Raw genomic sequence first — 20,710 nt, 5'->3', positions numbered from 1 at the left:
TACGAAGCCGGCTCCTACGGCCCCGAGGAGGGCGAGTCCGTCCTCGAGGAGTTCGAACCCGACGACCTCGGTCCCGTCACCGAGGGCGAGGAACTCCCGGCGTACGGCTCCATCGGGGACTCGTTCGCCGAGAAGGCGCCTCAGATCACCCCGAAGCCCGGCGGCCCGCCGGTCATGCCGATCGACGAAGTGATCGACCAGACCACGGCGGAGACGCACGAGGGCGGCGTCGTCGCGATCCGGCTGCCGGGTGTGCCGGAGTTCGAGGCCAAGACGCTCGCCCGGCTCGCGAAGCTCCGCCTCGACGACACGGTCTTCGTCTTCGGCAGCATGGAGGACGGCCGGATCGTGCACGACGGCCAGGAGGTTCCGGTCGTCGCGGTGGCGTTGGCGATCATGCAGAAGGCCCCGGGTCTGTCGCCGTTCCTGCTGATGAAGGACGGCACGACGATGGCCAGGGAGCTGTCGGACGTCACGAACGAGCCGGTCATCGCCTCCCGGTACGAGGCGAAGCTGGACGAGAAGACCGGCGACCTGGTGCCGCGCCGCCCGGACGGCGAGCCCGGCGACCGACTGGAGCAGGAGGAGTGGTTCCAGCTCTTCGCCCTCGGGGAGGAGACCAAGCCGTTCTCGCCGGGGCTGTTCGCCGGAGAACAGGAGAGGTCCTCCCAGGAGGAAGGGCGGCCCGCCCCGGAGACCGAGCCGACGATCAAGGTGCCGGACCCGACGCCCAAGAAGCTGGAGCCGGAGGGCCCGCCCGAGCCGGAGGAGCCGCCGCAGCCCCCGGAGACCGGCACGCTGCCGGTGATGACGCCGGCCGACCTGGACCCGATGATCCGCTCGATCGGCGTGCCGCGCACGGGCCTGCCGCAGATGGACGAGCTGATGAAGCTGGTCCGGCAGGAGCTGGACCAGGCCGGCGCGCACTACACCGAGAGCCAGTTCAACCTGCTCCCGCACCGGCTGCTGTCGAACTACCCGTACCTGATCGGCACCGACTCCGACACCGGCACGCGGGGCCTGCAGGTGCCGATCGGCGACGCCGAGCTGCTGTTCAGCCTCGACCCCCAGGACCCGCACACGCTGACCAACCCGGCGGGCTCCACGATGGCGGCGTCGGACCTGCCGCTGGTCGAGGGCGACCACAAGGCCACCGGCACGATCAACTCGGTGTTCGCGACCGGCGCGCACACCCAGACCCAGTCCGGGCAGACGGGCGCGACGCGCGGCGCGCTGGCGCTGACCTTCGGCATCGGCGCGACGCCCTTCGTGCTGCAGATGGTCAAGATCGGCGCCACGCTGACCGGGACCGCCAACCAGTCGAACCGCTCCAGCACCCTCATCACCGACGCCGAAGGCGGCCACGTCGAGGACAACCGGTCCGAGTCGAAGCTGATCGCCTACACCGCGCGCTGGTCGTTCAAGGTACGGACCGATCCGGACCAGAGCTGGACCAAGACGCCGGTCCACAAGCTCGCCGTCGACGAGACCGACGAGCGGCTGCTGCTGTGGATCCCCGACCACTACCTGGACAAGGCGCCCGACCAGGTCACCGCGACCGGACCGCGCGTACGGGACAAGGAGATCCCGGCGTACTACTTCGCCTCCGGGATGACGAACCTGCCCCGGCTGTTCGACGAGATCGTCGCGTCGCTCCGCACAAGCGGGATGAGGCTACCGCTCGGCAGCCTGACGCGCCGCGAGCTGCTCCAGAAGCTGTGGAACCTGAACATGCATCTGGACGCGGCCGTGAACAACAAGTCCGGCTACCACTTCGACCTGCACAACCGGTTCGGGCGGCCGGTCGCGAAGATCACCATCCGGTCCGAGCGCCTGGCCGACGTACGGCGCGTCGGCACGACCAGCGACAAGTCGCACATCGAGAACGTCCGGACCGCCATCGACGGCATCAGCGGCAGCCACACGATCACCAACACGAGCAGCCTGACCCTGCCGTACGTGGAGTTCGACCTGGCGCCGATCCCCGGCAACCCGGATGTCGGTCTCGGCTTCTCGGGCGGGCTGACCTACACCTCCACGAACACCAACACGATCTCCGGGGCGCGGACCGGCCTGAACGTCCTCGTGCCGCGTGACGTCACGCAGACCTCCGCGTACCGGGTCTGGTTCTCCCACCGCGCCACCGTGAGCGTGCGCGGCGGCACCAAGACGCGGGCGGCGCGGACGACCAGGCCCGTACGGGGGCACGCGCTGGTCCGGATGCCGGAGCGGACGGCCTTCGAGTACGGCTTCCCCATCGACCGCTCGGCGCTGAAGCAGGCGCCCAAGAAGGGCGAGACCACCGTCCCGTTCGTCGACGACGCCGTCCGCAGCTCCGACCGGCCGGAGAGCGACCCGCTGAAGCGGCGGTTCCCGCAGTGGGTCAACGAGGGCAAGGGCGTCGGCACCGGCCTGGTGATGGTGTCCCCGGAGACCGTCCAGCGGATCCGGGACGCGATCTCACCCATCCTGCGCCGCGAGGGCTTCCTGCCGAAGGACGACGACGACCCCTTCGCCGACTACACCTGGTACGCCCACGGCAACAAGACCGACAGCCAGGTCGACAACCTCGGGCTGTTCGACAAGATGGTCTCCAGTCGCGGCCTGGACTCCCACTATGACGAGACCCAGCAGGACGGCATGACCTTCACGCTCCGCAAGCGGCGGGGCGGCGTGGGCATCGACTGGGACACCGACACCGTCGAGATCACGATCAAGGGGAGGCCGGACGCCGAGCGCCCGCCGGTCTTCCTGCGCACGACGAAGAACTTCCACACGGTCAACCTGGCGATGGGCATGGACAGCGCCGGGATGGCCTTCAGCCACTCGCGGAAGATCTCCGTCGGGTTCAAGGCGCGGGGGCTGTTCCAGGCGCTCAAGGCCGCCGTCATGGGCATCGAGTACCAGCGGAGCGTCGGCGCCACGGACGCGCTGAACTACCTCACCAACATGCCCGACCTGCGGGAGACCGGCGAACGCGTCCGGGTGGCCCGCGTCACCAACGACTACACGGTCCACCTGAAGTTCCAGCACTCGGGGCGGCAGGGCCGGGTCCGCCAGGGCCGGCGCGATCCGGCGCCGATCGAGGTCAAGGGCGGCACCGCCGAGCTGTACGTGCTGCCGCTCGGCACCGACATCGGCGACACGCTGAAGGGCCCCATCCCGGCGAGCGTGCTCGACCAGGGCGTCGTCTTCTTCCTGGACACCACGGGCGCCCGCGAGGCGGTGCAGGCGCTCGGCCGGCTGACCGACCCGGCCGGGTCGGCCGCGGCCGACCGGAACACCTTCGCGGGCAACATCGAGATGCGCGCGCACATGAAGGAGATCCTGAAGGGCGAGTACACCACGGACCGCCCGTTCGAGTCGGGTATCCTCCGCGACCGGCTCGGCGCGATGGACATCCGGGGCACGCTCGGCGACATCACGTTCGCCGGCATCTCCGACGACCCGGCCGTCCTGGGCCTGATCAAGCTGGGGCTGGCCGAGTCCAAGATCACCGACACCGGCTCCCACGGCCTGACCTGGGACCAGCTCGACCTCGCCGGGGGCGGCGAGGTGGGGAACGCCTCGTTGACCGGCGAGAACGACCTCAACCGGCACTGGCAGCACAACCTTTCGCGCTCCAGCGGGCGCGTCGGCGGCGACGAGCGCCTCCAGCTCAGCTTCGAGCGCGAGCTGGCCTTCATCACCACGGTGAACTTCGAGGTCCGCAGCCGCCTGGAGAAGCACGCCAAGCTGCTGCCCACCGGCCGGCAGCACCACACGGAGCGCATGACCCCGCGGCTGATGGCGTTCGCGCTGCCCGAGACCGAGGCGCTCGCGCTCTACGCCCAGGGGCACCTGCCGCTGTCCGACCGCTACCTGCGGGACATGTTCCGCCGCGTGCAGACCGGCAGCCTCAAGCTGAGCGGGAACCTCGCCGCCAGTGTGCTGACGCGCTGGCAGGGGGACCTGACACACCAGGTGCGCACCGCCAAGTTCGCCCAGACGCTGGCCCGCCGGCACCGCCTGGGCGCGGCCCGCATCCAGGACGACCAGGTCCTCGCCGACTTCAACCGGGTCTTCGGCCACGACCTCGGCGCGGCCCACGAGCCGTCCACGTGGTCCCGGCCGCCCGCCCACGTCACCGCGTACACCCGGGGCCGCCGCCCGCTGTCGGAGCAGCAGGTCGCCACGGTGCTGCGGCAGTGGCTGGACGGCGACCTGCGGATGCGCGGAGACGTGGTGGCGCGCGTGCTGCTGCGCTCGTTCCGGGACCGGCCGGCGCCATCGAAGGAGCTCCAGGTCTGGCGGGCGCGGGCGGTGCGCACCCTGGCCCGCCTGCACGGCGACGGCGTGGCCCCGATCCTGAACGGCCGGCTGCGGCACGAGTTCAACGCCGCCTTCGGCACCGGGCTCGCCCACGCCACCGTCCCGGACACCCCGCCCGCGCCGCCCGCCCCGCCGGCGGACGTCAAGGCGTACGCGGAGGGCGGCGCCCGGCTCACGAACCAGCGGCTGACCGAGGTGCTGAACGGCTGGCAGAGCGGCCGGCTCCCGCTGAGCGACGACCTGATGGCGCGCGTTCTCATCCGACGTCATGAGGAGACCCCCGAGGTGCGGGTCCGCCCGGCGACGTTCGCCCGCAGCCTCGCGCGGCTGCACCGTACGGGCGAGGCCCAGATCATGGACCCGACGGTCCGGACGAACTTCGACAACGCGTTCGGGCAGCACCTCGGCGACCCGTTCGACCCGTTCGAGACCCCGGTGATGCCGTCGGACCTGCTCGCGTACACCGAGGGCCGGGGCACGCTGACGAACGAACGGCTGGCCGAGCTGCTCCAGGAGTGGCGCGCCGGCGACCGCCGGCTGAGCGGGAACGTGGTCGCGCTGGCCCTGATGCGCTGGTACGACGAGGTCCCCGAGACGCCCGCCGGGCTGCCGATACGACGCGCGCCGCTGGTCGTCGCCCTGGTCGAACGGCACGGGGAGGGCGCGACGCCGATCACCTCCCTGTCGGTCCGCGAGCAGTTCAACACGGCCTTCAAGCAGAAGCTCTCGCATCCGAGGCTGCCCTTCGACCGGATGGTGCTGCCGGAGTACCTCACCCGGGACGACCCGGGCGGGCGGCACCTCGGTCACGCCGGCATCGACGACCTCACCTACGACAACGGTCGGACCACCTACGAGAACGTCCGGCGGCTGGTCGAGCAGGTGGCGCCGGGCATGCTGGCGGCCGGCGCGGAGGTCTGGGACCGCAAGGGCCGCGTGATCGGCCGGATGCAGGGCGGCGTGGACGCGCTGGAGGGGATCTTCGCGCACGGGCGCGACCAGGCGATCTGGGGAGAGCTGCTCGGCGAGGAGGGCTACTCCTTCTACCTGGTCAACCCGGTCGGCTGGCTCCTGACCGACGTGGTGGAGATCAACCTGCGGGACGAACTGGTCTCGGTGCCCGAGGTGCTCGACTACCGGCGGAACCGCGGTCTGGAGGTCTACTCCCACGGGTACATCGGCAGCGCGGAGTCCCGGTCCCGCGACGGGTCGCAGGCGTGGATGTTCGCCAAGCTCTCCTCGGGCGGAGGCAAGGGCGCCGGCTCCGGCGACCTGAAGGCGTCCGAGGGACACCACCGCGCGCTGACCCACGCGGAGAACGCCGTCAGCGAGCAGACCGTCTACGACTGGGCGAACCACTACGCCGTACGGCTCCGGCACCGGCTCACGGTGGACGTCCGGCACGTCAAGATGTCCGGCCGCCCGCTGAACAACCTGCTGCTGCGCGGGTTCAAGAAGTGGACGGGCTTCCGCCGGACCGCGCGCGGCACCTTCGACGGCGCGCTAGATGTGCAGATCCCGCACGCCCTGGCCGAGGCGGGCCCGATCTTCGGCCCGAGCCCTATACGCGACCTGCTCCCGCTGCCGGCCCTGCCGCGCAACGCGTTCGTCTCCGGCGTGATCGTGAACGGCATCCGCCGCATCGGGGACGGGATGCTCACCGAGCTGTTCGGCCCGAGCTGGTACGAGAAGGTCCTCGGTGCCAGGGCCGCCGACACCGACGTGCTGAAGAGCCTGTCGCTGCCCGTGCTGCTGTCGCGGTCGCACCTGGCGAACCACATCTGGGAGGCGACGGGCGGCGCTCGCTACGAGTTCCCGGAGGACCTGTTCGTCGCCGGCGAGTCCGGTGACCGCGCCAAGATGTGGCTCGAGGGCGACCTGTTCGACGCGCAGGTCATCGGCCGCATGGTCGACGGCACCGGCACCGGCCGCTACATCAAGCACCAGAGCGGCACCACCGCGACCAGCAGTTCCGACCACGTCCGGACCATCGGCGAGTACTCCGCCACCGCCACCGACAAGCTCAATCCGCAGCCCGCGGCGCCCGAGGGCGCTCCGCCGCAGCGCCCGGACCACAACTGGTCGCTGACCGACCCGGGCAGCCGCAACACGTCGGCCAACCAGAACAGTGCCGGGACCGAGAACTACCGGCGTGAGCAGCACGCCAAGGAGCAGGGCGCGACGCTGCTGATCCGGATGCGCGGCCAGTTCCGGCTGGGCGCGCAGAAGACGTCGCGCACGTTCTTCCACGACCCGAAGCCGGTCGGCGCGGAGGTCCACAGCGACCCGTTCACCGGCGACGTGTACGTGCTGATGTTCGAGGCGCAGTACCGGACCTTCCTCGCCGACAAGGCCAAGAACGAGGAGGCGGCGCGGCGGAAGCTGGAGGAGCGGGTCGACCCGCAGGCGTGGGCGGGGCTGCGCGGCGCGCCGACGGTCGCCCTGACGCCGCTGCTGACCCGCGCGGCGGCGCTGCACTACACGGCCGGGCGCGCCCACCACCACCTGGTGCATCACCTGCGGGAGGACGGCCGGGCGGGCGGCCCGCTGGTGCTCACGCACGGGCAGAGCGCACGGATCGCGACCTACCGGGCGATCCGCCAGTGGTCCACCGACACCCTGGGCGCGGCGGCCCGGGCCGGGGCGGACGCCGACGGCGCCGCGCGGCGCGCGATCGACGCCCGGCGCCTGGCGCTGCGAGGCACCGCCGGCGATCCCGAGCGCGCGCTGGCGCTGCTCGAGAGCCGGGAGCGCGGCGGGACCCTGCCGGCCGGCACACGGGTCGCAGACCTGACCCGTGCCCTGGACGACGAGATCACCAGGATCATCAACGAGGTCAACGACGTCCACGCCCTCCGCCCGGACAACACGGTCGGCGCCCCGGCGGCGCTCCCGCCGGAGGTGGCGCTGCTCGGCGTGGACCCGGTCGACCTCGCCCGCGACATCGCGCACGAGCTCGTCTCCCACGTACGGGTGGACGTCGAGGAGGCGGACGGGACGACGCGCTCGCGCTGGGTGGACCCCAGCGGCCGGATCCACGTCTTCGACCCCTCGTCCGGCGCGCGCACCGCGCTGTCCGCCGACGACGCGACGCGCGCCGGTCTCTGGCACGACAGCACGCGCGCCACCGCCGCCGCCCACGGGTTCGACGCGGCCCGGCTCGCGGAGTTCTACCGGACCTCCTGGTCGCACCAGCGGACCTTCGAGCAGTCCGTGCTCGCCGAGGCCGCCGTCCGGCTGGAGAACATGAGGACGGAGAACGCTGCGCTCCCGGGGCTGTTCCACCGGGCCGCCGAGGCGGCGGAGGCGTGGGTGCCGATCGTCCGCCGTATCGGCGACGAGGACGCCCGGCTCGCCCGCGCGATCGCCACGGCGCAGGCGGAGGTCGACGACCTTCAGGCCCGGCTCCGGCCGTTGCGGGAGCGGGAACAGCAGCTCCTGACCGAGCGGCGCGAACGGCAGGCCCGGCAGGGGCCGCCGAGCGAGGCGGACCGGCGGATCGAGGAGGCCGCCCAGGCGGAGCTGACACGGTTGCGCGGGCAGATCACCCCGCTCGAGAACAGCCTGGCGGCGCCGCAGGCGCGGGTGCGCGACCTGACGGAGCGGCAGGAGCCGATCAGCCGGGAGTTCGAGTACACGCGCCGGCAGCTCGCGGCGGTCGAGGGACTGCTCGCCGACCTGCGCGCCATCGGACAGGGCCGGCCGCTCACCCAGCGGGCGGCCCACACCGCGGAGGAGATCACGGCCGCCGACGAGCTGCTGCGCGACTCGGAGCTGGAGCTGGACGAGCGGCGCATGCGCCTCGCGTACCGGCCGCGCGACGTGACGGACCTGCCGGCCGCGATCGACGGCCTGCACGCCACGCTTCTCACCGCCGGGCGAGGCGCGCTCGCGCTCGTCGTGACCGCCGACGGCGCGGGCACCGGCGGGCGGTTCATCGTGGTCAACGACCAGGCTCGGATGCGCTGGTTCGAGGCGGACTCCGGCCTGCCGGTGGAGCCGCCCCGGCAGGCCACGCGCCTGTACTCCCTGGACCTGGACGGCGCCGGCCGGCTCATCGCCCCACCCGCCGAACTGCGCGACTCGACATCCGCGGCACGGTCGTTCGCCCCGATCCGCGACCTGGCGCTCATCGCGCTCGAACCGCAGGTGCCCGCCCACATGGTCGCCCCGTCCGCGCGGGCGTCGGTACGGGAACGGCTGACGACCGGGCGTGGGCCGACCACGCTCGAACAGGCGCTGGACGCGTTCGAGGACGGGCTCGCCGCACGGGACGACCAGCTCAACCGGCTGGCGGGCGCGCCGGAGCGGCGTCTCGTGAGCCTGCTGACGGCGGCGCGCGACGGCGTCCCCCACGACGCGCACCTCTACCGCAACGAAGAGGGACAGCACACCGTCGGTCCGGACGGGCTGACCACGCCGGGCTGGACGCGGGTGGGCCCGGTGGCCGACTTCCGGCCGCTGTTCTGGCTCATGCGGAGCGGGCGGGACCAGGTGCCGAGTGTCCAGGACATCGCGCGGGCCGGCGCCCTGGGCGCGGCGGCGCGGTACCTGTCCACCGCGGGTCCGGCACGGGCCGAGCGCGTACGGGAGATGTTCGGCGGCCGGGCGGACCGGGCGGCGGAGCAGGTCGACCGGCTGCCGGACGACCTGCCGGAGAACACCTGGATCTGGTTCTCCGGGCCGCAGGGCACCGGGACGGCGCTGGTCACCGCCGACGGCCATCGCGTCCTCCTCACCGGGCGGAGCACGACCCGCCTGGTGCCGGTCGGGACGATGACGCGGGCGCTCAACACCGAACCCCACGCGATCGTCGTCGGCCGGCCGGTCGCGGTCCGCGAGGCGGGGCCGGTCACGCCGAAGGCCCTCACGAGCAAGATCACCGGCACCACCCGGCCGACGCGGTCCGGCAACGAGACCCGGTCCGGCAAGAGCGTGAGCAAGGACGTGGCCCGTTCGCGGTCGCTGCGCGTCACCGTGGACAGCCCGCTGCCGGCCGACGCCCACCTGTACGTCGCCGCCGACGGCCGGTACCGCGTCGCCGCGCCCGGCCTCACCGAGCACGGCTGGACCGACCAGGGGGCACTCGCCTCGTACGCCTCCGTCTCGTGGCTGGTCCACGGCGGTGCGGAGCGGGCCCGGCCCCTGGCCGACCTCCTGCGGGACGAGATGGACACCGCGGTCGGCTTCCTCACCGAGACCGCCGTGCTGAAGGAGAACGCCGAGACGGTCCGGTCGCTGCTGGCGCGATTCACCGGACGGCCCGTCGAGCTGACCACGACGCTTCCCGACACGCTGCCCGCCGGGACGCTCGTCCACTTCACCGGTCCCACGGGGACGGGCGCCGCGGTGGCCCTGGCCGAAGGCCGCTTCCGCCACCTGGCGGCGGGCGGCGCGACCAGTGTGTCGGTGGGGCGCGGCGCGCTGGCGGACGTCGCCGACGGACGGCACACCTTCGTGATCGCCCGCCCGGCCGAGAGCGCGGCACTCGGCGAGAAGACGGCGAGCACGGCCGGAACCGCGCCGGGCTTCGACGAGCGGCGGCTGAACGACGTGCTCCGCGCCCGCAACCTGCGGGCGGTCAACGTCCTCGGCGACGGGAACTGCTTCTACTCCAGCCTGATCGTCATCGCCCGCCCGTACCTGGCCCGGCACATCCCGGAGTTGGCGCGCGCCCGGACCCGCCTGGAGGAGGTCCAGGCGCTGCGGAACTGGCTGGCGGACCGGCTCGTGGCCGACTTCGCGGCGGCGAACCAGGGCCTGCCGTCGCGATACGCCGCCTTCTTCCACACCGTCGACCGGCGGTCCATCCAGCGTCAGCAGGACGATCTGGTGCGGCAGATCCGGGACATGGGCGAGTGGGACGACCAGGCGGGCGACCTCGTCGCGCACCTGGCGGCCTACGAACTCGGCCTGCGGATCACGCTGATCCAGGACCGGTACGTCCAGACGCTGGGCCCGCAGGGAGTCGCGGAGATCAGCTTCATCCGCCGGCCCGATCACTTCATGGGCGCGGAGAGCACGCTGCCGAACCCGCCGGCGGTCCCGTGGCACCGGTTCACCCCGTTGCCACCGACATCCGCCAGAACGGCGGGCCCGCAGTTCGCGCGCCAGGTCGGCTGGCTGGACCGGCGGCAGGCACGCGCGGTGAGCGCCCTCAGGCGGATCGCGAACGGCCGTCCGGGGCCGGAACGCGGCGCGCTCAACCGCCAGGTCGCCTCGCTGATCGCCCGGTTCCGCCAGGGGTTCGACGCGGGACGCCTGCCCCGCGACGTCCCGGTGTACGCGCGGGCACAGCGGCGGCTCGACATCATGAGCAGCGCGGTCAGGGACCTGGAGGACCTCCTCCAACGACACGGAGGAACACCGGCGGGCTCGTCGGCCACGGCGCCGCCGGCCCAGGGCGTGCGGGCCCGGGCGACGGACTACCTCCTCACGGAGGTCAACTCGCGGCTGCGCGACCTCGGCGGGCACTGGCTGGTCGGCCAGGTCGACCGGGGACAGATCGAGGAGGCGCTGCGCGACCTGCCCCCCGGCGGCTCTGCCGCTCCTGGCGGTCTGGCCGACGCCATCGTCCGCCTGATGGCGGGCGCGCCGCCGCGGCAGCGGGGCGTGGGAAGAGACGCCGTCGAGTCGACGCCCCTGGAGACCGACCCCGGCAGCGGCGTGGTGAGGCGCGGCTACGGCACCAAGACCCCGTACGAGCCGCAACAGGATCCGCGGACGTACGAGCAGCCGCCACCGGGTTTCACGCCGGTGTTCACCCAGAGCGTCTTCCGCCATGGCTCGCGCGCCGCGGCGAGCAGCAGGGACGGGGACCAGATCCTGCGGCTGTGGGACCTGGCCGCCGGCGAAGGCGCCCTCACCCGGGACGGCGAGGAGTTCGGCCCGAAGGTACGGTCGCTGCTCCACGCGATGGAGAACATCGGGTACGGCAACCTCAGCGGCCGAGGCAGGCAGGAACTGCGGGACGCGGCGGCGCGGATGCGCCAGCGCCTTCCCGGACTGTTCACGAAGATCGCCGAGGGGTCCGGGCGGATCGAGGTCGTCAACTCGGGCAAGGGCCGGACGATCGAGAGCGGCGACGTCTTCACCGGCGCGCTCACCGCCGACGACCCGGCCCTGCGGCCACTCGTCGGCCCGGCCAGGACCGACCGCGACCTGCTCCACTTCCAGAAGTCCGCGGGGAGTGCCGACTACCGGACCTTCCTCGCCAGCGACGAGCGCCTCGCGGCCCGGCTTCAGGAGGTCAGGGACCAGCCGGCCATCCGTGACGCGGCTCGCGGCGTGCTGCTGAAGATCTTCACCCCCGACTTCGTGGATCGGATCTTCGCCGAGGAGTTCTCCTCGATCGGCACCGGTCTCGACGCGGCCCAGGCGGTGTACGAGCTCTACAGCATCGCTCCGGGGATGAGCGACGAGGGCGCCTGGCACCTGGAGCGGTACGTCGCTCCGCACGACGCGTCCTGGTTGGCCTACCTGAGTGACGCGACCACCTTCTACCGGAGAGGGCCGGGCTTCGCGGACAGCGACATCACGTACAAGCTGGCGAACGTCCTGCTCGACGACTTCTTCGCGCAGATCGAGGCCAGGCGGGTGGGGACCAGCGACGTGGGCGCCGCACTGCGCTTCGCCCACGCGCAGACGATCGTCCCGTTCGCCGCCCTGCTGGGCCTGCCGGGCAGCGAGAGGCCGGCGACGGCGGAGCGGCCGTACACCTACGCCGACAACCCCTGGCGGGGCGAGTCCGTGTCGCCGATGGCCGCGAACATCCAGTGGGACGTGTTCCAGAACGGCGACAGGTACCTCGTGCGGATGCTCCACAACGAGAGGGAGGTCGCCTTCCCGCCGGGCGTCCGGCCGATCGCGGAGAACAGCAGGTTCTACGACCTGGACGAGCTGCGGCGCCACTACGGACGCGACTTCCACCGGCCCACGCGTGACGCCGGCAAGGACCCGGCACGCCTCTACTCGGCCCCCAGCACGCTGTCGAACGACGCGGCCGGCACATCCCGCTTCGAGGCCGAATACGCCGAGACCGTCGCGGAGTTCCCCATCGTGATCCGTGACGAGTGGTGGACGGTGTGGGGGCAGGGGTCGGAGGATCCGGAGCTGCGGGTGTTCGTCGCGGAGAGCCCGGCGCTGGGCGGGCTACGCGGACAGTACGACGCGGAGGCTCCTAGGGCGGGCCGGGTCAGCGACGGCGAGGGGCGGCTCTACGACGAGGGCCCCGCGTGGAACTGGTATCTGCCGGGGCGCTCGGCCGTGGTGGCCTCCTCCCGGCCGGAGACCTACAAGGATCCGAGTGCGCCAGAGGGCGCCGGGGCGCCGCGCAACCGCCGGATCCGGTATCCCGTCAGCGGCCGTCCTGCCCTCGATCCGATCGTCACCGCCGCGTGGCCCAAGGTGTTCGCCTCCGGCCTGCCGCACGCGATGATGTGGCGCAGCGACGGCTCCCCCCTGTACAAGTTCAGCAAGGAGAGGCCGGAGACGGTCCTTCGCCCCGGCGGCGGCCTGTTCCCCAAGGGCGCTCGACTGGGGCACCTGATCGATCACGTGTACAACAGTCCCGAGGACACCGGGTACCTGAGCACGTCGCGGAGCCGGAACTACCTGCGTGACTCGGCGTTGAACGACCCGGCCACGGCCGGATTGCTCTTCGACAGGTACCGATACCGCTACGACGTGGACCTGCCTGGTGGGATCGACGTCAACGCGACGCTCGGCATCGCGTCGCCGTTCCCCGACCAGGAGGAGGTCGCCTTCCCCGGCGGCATCCACGTGCGGTTCATCCGCGGCGTACAGCCGTTGCGCGACGGCTCGCCCACCGGCGAATACATCCACAACCCCTACTTCGACCCCTCGACCACGGAGCCCGCACGCCTCCATGCGGCCCCCGGCACGCCACCGAGGTCCGACGCGGCGACCTTCGTGCCCAAGGACGCCTCGCCCGAGGACCTGGTCCGCATCCGGTACCTGGACGAGTCTCTCCGGTACGAGGAGCGGCTCGCCGACTACCTGGCCGAGGACCCGCGGGTCAACGAGTACATCGGCCGGCTCGTCCGGACCCTCTGGGAGCGCACGTCGGACGAGCGGCGCCCGATGTACGGCACGGACAAGGAGTGGGACGCCGGCCGGGTCGGGAAGTCCATCGAGGCGCTGCAACGGGTCGTCGACTCCGGCAACCTCCGTGAGCGGGTCACCTTCCTGTTCAACGGAGTGGCCAGCGGCATGCTCCCCGCGCTCCTGAAGGGGAGCGAGCTCATGGCTCCGGAGATCGAGGCCGAGCGCACGCAGCGCGCGAACACCCGGGCCCGCGACCACTACGAGGAGCGGCTCAGGGAGATCAACGCTTCGGACCTGTCGCCGGCCGAGAAGGAGGCGGCGATCGAGGAGGAGCAGAAGGTCCTCCGCACGCCACTGAAGGCGTCGCAGGTCCGGCCCCCGCTCAGCGAGGTCGAGAGGGCGCTGATCGGCGAGGGCGAGGACCTGCCGTGGATCCCGGCCAGCCACAACGAGGAGCTGCCGATCGCCACGAGCGCCTTCGCGCAGAGTTCGAAGGCGAACGGCGGCCTGGTGGACACCGGCACGTCGGGCTCGGCCTACAAGATCGCCTTCAACCTCAAGCGGATCACGCGCTGGCGAGGCGTGGAGGACCTTGACCACGGGCTTCTCCGCGCGGCCCTGTTCGCGACGATGCGGTCGCAGCGACACCACCGCTTCCACGAGGTGATGCGCGGCTACGAAGTCGCGTTGAAGGAGCTCAGGCACGACGACCCGGCCCTGAAGTACGTGGACGACTGGCGCCGCTACCGGCACTTCGCCCCGTTCAGCGAGGACGAGCTGCGCCAGAACGTGGCCTACGAGGGCAAGTTCCCCGACGAGCACGCGCAGGATCTGCTCGACCACTACTCGGCCGAGCAGCGGGAGGCGCTGACTCATCTGTTCTCCTCGCCGGATCCGCTGGCCGCGTCGGGGTCGGTGCCGGAGGAGGCGGTGGCCAGGGCGAACCTGGACTACCGGTTCCCGAAGCTGTCGGACTGGCCGGCGTCGTTCACCGACGAGGCGGACCGGCTGGCCGGCCTGAAGCCCGCGGAGCGGCGGAACGAACTGGAGGCGATGTCGCAGCTCCAGCGGGAGACCCTGGCGAGGAGCCCCGAGTTCGTCCGCCGGTTGCGCGAGTCGATGGCGGACCCGGAGGAGTTCACGGACGCGGCCGCGCGGCTGATGCTCCACGTGCCGCCGGAGGCGGAACAGCCGGCGACGACCCGGTTCCGGGCGCACGAGGTCATGGCCCGGATGCTGAAGAACATGCCGGAAGCGGCCGAGAAGATGCTGACCGCGGACGTGCGCATGTTCGTCCTCCCGCGTAACGAGCCGCTCACCCGCTACGGACCCTGGCGCCACATGGCCGGCAAGGTGAACGCCGGTGCGCCGGCAGAGCTCAGCCGGGGGGTTCAGGGCGGCCCCATCGCCGCCGCGAACGAGGAGGGCCTCATCGGCGAGTGGGCCTACATCGGCCTCACCTCGCCCGACGGCTACGGCACCCTCCCGCACGAGTTCGCGCACCTCATCTGGGCCCACGGGCTGGAACCGGGCGTCAAGGCCCGCGTCCAGGACCTCTTCGCCCGCAAGTGGAACGACCCCAGTGCCATGTGGCCGGACCGCGACCTGTACGACCCGGCACGGCCGGGGAAGGTCAACTACGGGGCCACGATGGTGGAGGAGTACTTCCCGCAGGCGGCGGTGGCCTTCTTCAAGGCGAACGCCGGCCTCGACCCGAACACCGGCCTGCGCCGGTTCAACGGCGCGGAGGAGCTGCGCGACAACGACCTGGAGACCTTCCAGATCATGAAGGAGGTCTTCGGCCCGGCCGGGGACCGCTTCGACGCGAATCCGCTCTACCGGACCACCGCGGAGAACGAGCTCTACGCGAGGTTCCGGCAGTTCCTGGGTGCGGTGGAGAACGGCACGTCCGCCCGCTACCAGGCCGAGTACGACGCGAAGATCTGGGACTTCCGCCGGAACGATCACGAGCGCGCCCTCTCCACGGCGCTGGCCGGCGATCCGCGCCTGATCGGCGCCGTCCGCGAGGCGAACCGCAGCCTGTTCGCCCGGCTCAGCGGCTGGATGGATCCCGAGACGGTCGCCCGTAGCTTCAAGGGCGGGAGGCCGGCGGCCGAGCTGGAACGCCGCCTCGCCGACGACGCGGGGTGGTCGCTGCACGACCTGATGACCGACTTCCGCTCGGTGATCAGAGACCATCGCGACGTGCTGGGCTGGGACCACCACCAGCGCCCGTTCCCGCTGCGGGAGAACGACTGGCTCGACCACCAGATCGACCGCGGCTACCGGCCCGGCCGCCGGCTGAACCAGCACAGCGAGTGGATCTTCCGGGTCTACCGGCTCCTCGACCTCGACCCGGACCAGCGCGCCCTGTTCCTCCGCGCGGTGATCGCCGACAACGTCGCCGCTCTGTACGAGACCCTCGCGGCGTGGCGCCACGTCGGGCTCGGCGACCACCCGGCGCACGCGGTGCCCGAGGAGGTGCTGGAGACCGAGGCGGCCGCCCTGTACGAGTGGGCCGGCGCGACCTTCGCCCCGCGCGCCCTCACCACCGACCCCGACCTGCTCGTCCGGCTGACCGTGCCGCACATGAGCGGCTGGTCGCAGACCAGGCTTGGCTCCGAGGGGATCCGGCGGGAGGTCCCCTGGCTGCCCAAGATCAATCCGCTGTACGCCAAGGGCGCTGACTTCTTCACGAACTGCCTGCTCACGGGCATCGGCCTGCACCTCACCCTGGAAGAGATGCGGCTGTTCCCGGAGCAGGATCCGGCGCGGCAGGCCTACTACCAGGTGCCGCCGGACGTCGTCTCGCCGTACGAGCACCTGGCGAACCTCGACCGGGGCGACCCGATCGACGTCGCCGGCTACAAGGCCATCGAGGACGCGCTCGAGGGGAGGCCGGGCGCACACGGCATGGTCCTCATCGGCACGTATGGCACGGACGTCGAGCACATCGTCGGCGCCGTCAACCTCAAGGGCAAGGTCTACTTCCTCGACCCGCAGACCGGCGACGACGCCGACCTGCCGCTGAACTTCAGCAGCCTGCGGTTCCTGCCCATGAGCGAGAACCTCCCGCGCGACGCCGTGCGGCCGGCCATGACACCCTGGCCGCGCGGGAGCCGCGTCGGCGCCCGGCCCGGGAACACCGACGACTTCCCGGTCAGGGACCCGGAGAGCGGCGACACCGACTTCGTCGAGACGCTGCCCTGGGGCAACGTGAGCCGGGACGATCCGGACGCCCGGTATCCGTTCCCCGCCGGAGGGCAACGGCTGGGGGAGGGCACGGGCCGGCCGATCGCGGGCTTCGGCGAGACGGAGCGGGCCGCCTGGGCGAAGGACCACGAGGACACCCTGACGCAGGCCGACGGCGAGGGCCGGAACCGGCCCGCGCCGTCGCAGGTCCGGCGCGGTCCGGGGTACGACCGCCCGGCGACGGTCGACGACCCGGTGACGCAGACGCCGGCGGCGGAGCCGGTGGCGGGGTCGGCGTTCGACCGTCCGGGGATGAGGCTCGGTGAGGAGCCCGGCGATGAGGTCCGGATCAGCGCGGAGGACTCGGCCGCCGGCGAGGTGACGCCTCCGGCCACCCGGCCTCGCGGCCCGGGATACGACCGTCCCGCGACGATCGACGACCCGGTGACGCAGGGGCCGGTGACGGAGCCGGTGGCGGGGTCGGCGTTCGACCGTCCGGGGATGAGGCTGGGCGAGGAGCCCGGCGACGAGGTACAGGTCAGCCCGGAGGAGTCGGCCGGCGGCGAGGAGACGACGGCCACGCCGTCGCAGGTCCGGCGTGGTCCGGGGTATGACCGGCCGGCGACCATCCACGACCCCGCGACGTCGGAGTCCGTGGAGGAGACGCCGTTCGACCACCCGGGGATGAGGCTGGGCGACCGTCTCGGCGGTGCCGTCCGAGTCGATCCGGAGGAGTCGGCCGGCGGCGAGGAGACGACGCCCGCGCCGTCGCAGGCTCGGCGTGGTCCGGGGTATGACCGGCCGGCGACCATTCACGACCCCGCGACGTCGGAGTCCGTGGAGGAGGCGTTGTCCGGCCGGCCGTCCCGGCAGCCGCGCAAGGGCTTCGGCGGCACGCCGATGACGATCAACGATCCGCCGACGCGGCGTGAGTCCGAGCCGAAGCGCGCTCCGTTCGACCGGCCCGGCCAGGCGCTCGGCGCGGGCGACGGCAAGGGCGAGGGCATCAAGGGCCTGAGCGACGACATCCGCGAGGAGTCCGCGAAGAAGCGGGCCGAGCTGGGAACGCCGAAGCCCAAGCCCCCGAAGGTGACTCCGAAGTCCAAGATCACCACCTTGCGCGACCTCGCGGAGGAGCAAGGCGCGGGCGAGCACACGACGACCACGGGCGGCGGACCGCTGGAGACCCGCTCCGGCGACGGCACCGTCACGATGCTGGAGCCGCCGGTCCACCCGACGCCCGAGACCGGGACCGGCACGGAGACGCCCGCCGTCGAGCCCGTCACCGTGGAGCGGGAGGAGGCGGCGCCTCCGGCGACGACGCCGCCCGAACCCGAGGTGAGCCGGGAGACCACGTCCACCACGCCGAAGCCGCGGAGAACCGTCGCCACGCCGCCTCCACGCCGGCTCGGGGCCATGACCGCCCTCGACCGCGCCCGGGCGACCCTCGGCGACCTGCCCGAGGAGCACCGCGCCGAGGTCCTGAGCGAGTCGCAGGCGATCGTGGCCGACCTGACCGGCGAGATGCCCTCGAAGCAGGACCCCGGCGGCCGCGTGACCCGGATCGACCGCGCGCGGCTGCTGGTCGCGGCGGAGCTCGCCCGGGCCGACCGGGCGAGCGCCGAGGCCCTGGCCCGGCGGTTGCTGACCAGGCCCGCGCCCGGCCCGCGCCTCACGCTGCGCCCGCCCGCGTCCCCGCTCGACCTCGGCCGTGCCCGTACGACGTTGGGCGGGTTGGCGGAGGAGCGTCGTGCGGAGGTGATGGCCGAGTCCGGCGTGATCGTGGGTGATCTGGGCGGTCGGGTGCCGTCGGCGCACGATCCGGGTGGTGAGGTGTCGGGGGTCGACCGGGCGGGGCTGCTGGTGGCGGCGGAGATCGCGCGGTCGGGCCGGGCGGCCGGTGAGGCGCTGGCGCGGCGGTTGCTGGCGGAGTCCGCGTTGGGGCCGCGGCTGACGCTCCGTCCGCCACCCGACTCCTCGCTCGCCGTCGAGCGTGCCCGTACGACGTTGGGCGGGTTGGCGGAGGAGCGTCGTGCGGAGGTGATGGCCGAGTCCGGCGTGATCGTGGGTGATCTGGGCGGCCGGGTGCCGTCGGCGCACGATCCGGGTGGTGAGGTGTCGGGTGCCGATCGGGCGGGGCTGCTGGTGGCGGCGGAGATCGCGCGGTCGGGCCGGGCGGCCGGTGAGGCGCTCGCGCGGCGGTTGCTGGTGGAGCGCGCCTCCGGGCCCCGGCTCACCCTTCGCCCGCCGGAGGAGTCTCCCCTCGATCTCGACCGTGCCCGTACGACGCTCGGCGAGCTGCCGGACAACCGGCGTACCCGGGTCATGCGCCGGGCCGGTGAGGTGCTCCACGAGATCACCGGGCGGACGCCGTCCGCCGAGGACCACGGCGATTCGGGCTCGCGCCTGGACCGGGCGGGGCTGCTCGTGGCGGCGGAGATCGCGCGGTCGGGGCTGCCGGCCGGCCGGAACCTCGCGCGGCAGCTGGCGCCGCACCTCAGGGAACCCGGGGTGCCGCGCGCCCGCATGGACGACGACCGGCTGCAGATGGCCCGGACCACGCTGGAGCAGGTGCGGGACGACTCCGAGGAGCAGTACCTGCGGCTCCTCGACGACGCCGGAGAGCTGGTACGGGAGCTGACCGGCACCCACCCGGCGCCCACCGTCATGCGGGGGGCGGCGCGGCAGCAGACGATGGTGTGGCTGATCGCGGCGGCCGAGATCCCCTGGACCGGACACCGGGGCGCCTACGACCTCGCGGCCGACCTCCTCGGCCTGCCCCGCCTGCCGGAGTCGGGCGACGCGGTGAAGCTGGTCGACCGGCTGGCGAACGCCGCCCGGCGCGACGCCGACCAGGCCCGTACGACACTGGGCATGCTGTCCGACGAGCGGCTCCGGCAGATCGGGGCCGAGACGGACCGGGTCATCCGCGAGGCGATCACCCGGCCGCCCGCCGGACAGGCACCCCGCGAGCGGGCGCCGCGGGAATGGCGGACGCTGGTCGGCGCCGAGATCGCCCGCGCCGGAACCGAAGCCGGCATGGACCTCGCGCGCGCCCTGATGACGCCGCCGAAGAAGGTCCGCTTCGCCGACGAGCCGACCGTGATCGAGCCCGAGGAGGAGACGGAGCTCGCCGTCGAGCCGGCGCTGGAGCCGGTCACGGAGACCGACACCGGCGACACCGCGCCGCCGCCCGCGATGCCGATCGAGGACGTGCTCCAGCAGACCCAGGTGGGCGTGGTCAACGGCCGCCCGCTCGCGGTCTGGCTGCCCGGCGCGGACATGCCCGCGCCGGCCGACGCGGCGAGGATGCTGAGCCGGCTCGACGACGTCCTTCCCGCGGGGACGGTGCTCGTCTTCGGTGACATGCGGGGCGGCCGCCTGATGGCGGGCGACCGGGAGATCACGGTGGAGGCGATGGCCTCGGCCATCATGAGCCGCGCACCCGACCTGCGCCCGTTCCTGGCGATCTCCGGCGGCGCCAAGCTGGCCGAGCCGCTGTCGCGCGCGATGGACGAGCCGGTGCTGGCCACCCCGCATGAGGCGACGTTCGACCCGGACACCGGTGAGGTCACCTCCCGCCGCCCCGGTGGGCCGGTCGAGGGCGCGCCGCCCAAGGAGGAGTGGTTCCGCCTCTACACCCCGGGCGACGCGCAGGGCGACCCGATCATCATGGCGCTGTACGGCGGGAAGGCCGGCGGTCGAGACCCGGGCGCGGAGCCCAGCCCCGACCCGGATCCAGGCTCCTCGTCCACCGCGCCCGAGCGGCGGGAAGGCCGCTCCGCGCCGCCGGTGCCGCAACCGCCGGAGCCGGAGCCGCAGCCGCAGCCGACGGCGCCGCCGATGACGCCGATCGATGCCCACCCGGCCATCCGGTCGATCGGCGTCCCGCGCGCCGGTCTGCCACAGCAGCCGGAGCTCATGAGAGAGGTCCGGCGGCGGCTCGGCCTGGCCGGGGTGAAGTACACCGAGAAGGAACTCAGCCTGCTGCCCCAGCGGCTGCTGGCCAACTACCCGTACCTGCTCAAGGCGGACGACGACAACGGCACGAGCGGCCTGATGGTGCCGATCGGCGACGGCGAGCTGCTGTTCACCCTCGACCCGACCGACCCGCACAGCCTGAACAACCCCGCCGGGTCGA

At 72.8% G+C, this 20,710-nt stretch carries 1 protein-coding gene (only partly in view); it reads left to right on the top strand.

Every position in this 20,710-nt window falls within one protein-coding gene, locus tag QSK37_RS42735, for a scabin-related ADP-ribosyltransferase, read on the top strand. The gene is 76,530 nt long; 29,085 of those nucleotides lie to the left of the window and 26,735 to its right, leaving coding positions 29,086-49,795 in view, spanning codon 9,696 (complete) through codon 16,599 (partial); the first codon wholly inside the window starts at position 1. Both the start codon and the stop codon lie outside the window.

This window comes from Actinoallomurus iriomotensis (genome assembly GCF_030269445.1).
In the GTDB taxonomy this organism is placed as follows: Bacteria; Actinomycetota; Actinomycetes; order Streptosporangiales; family Streptosporangiaceae; genus Actinoallomurus; species Actinoallomurus iriomotensis.
This window is presented reverse-complemented; position numbering and strand designations above follow the sequence as displayed.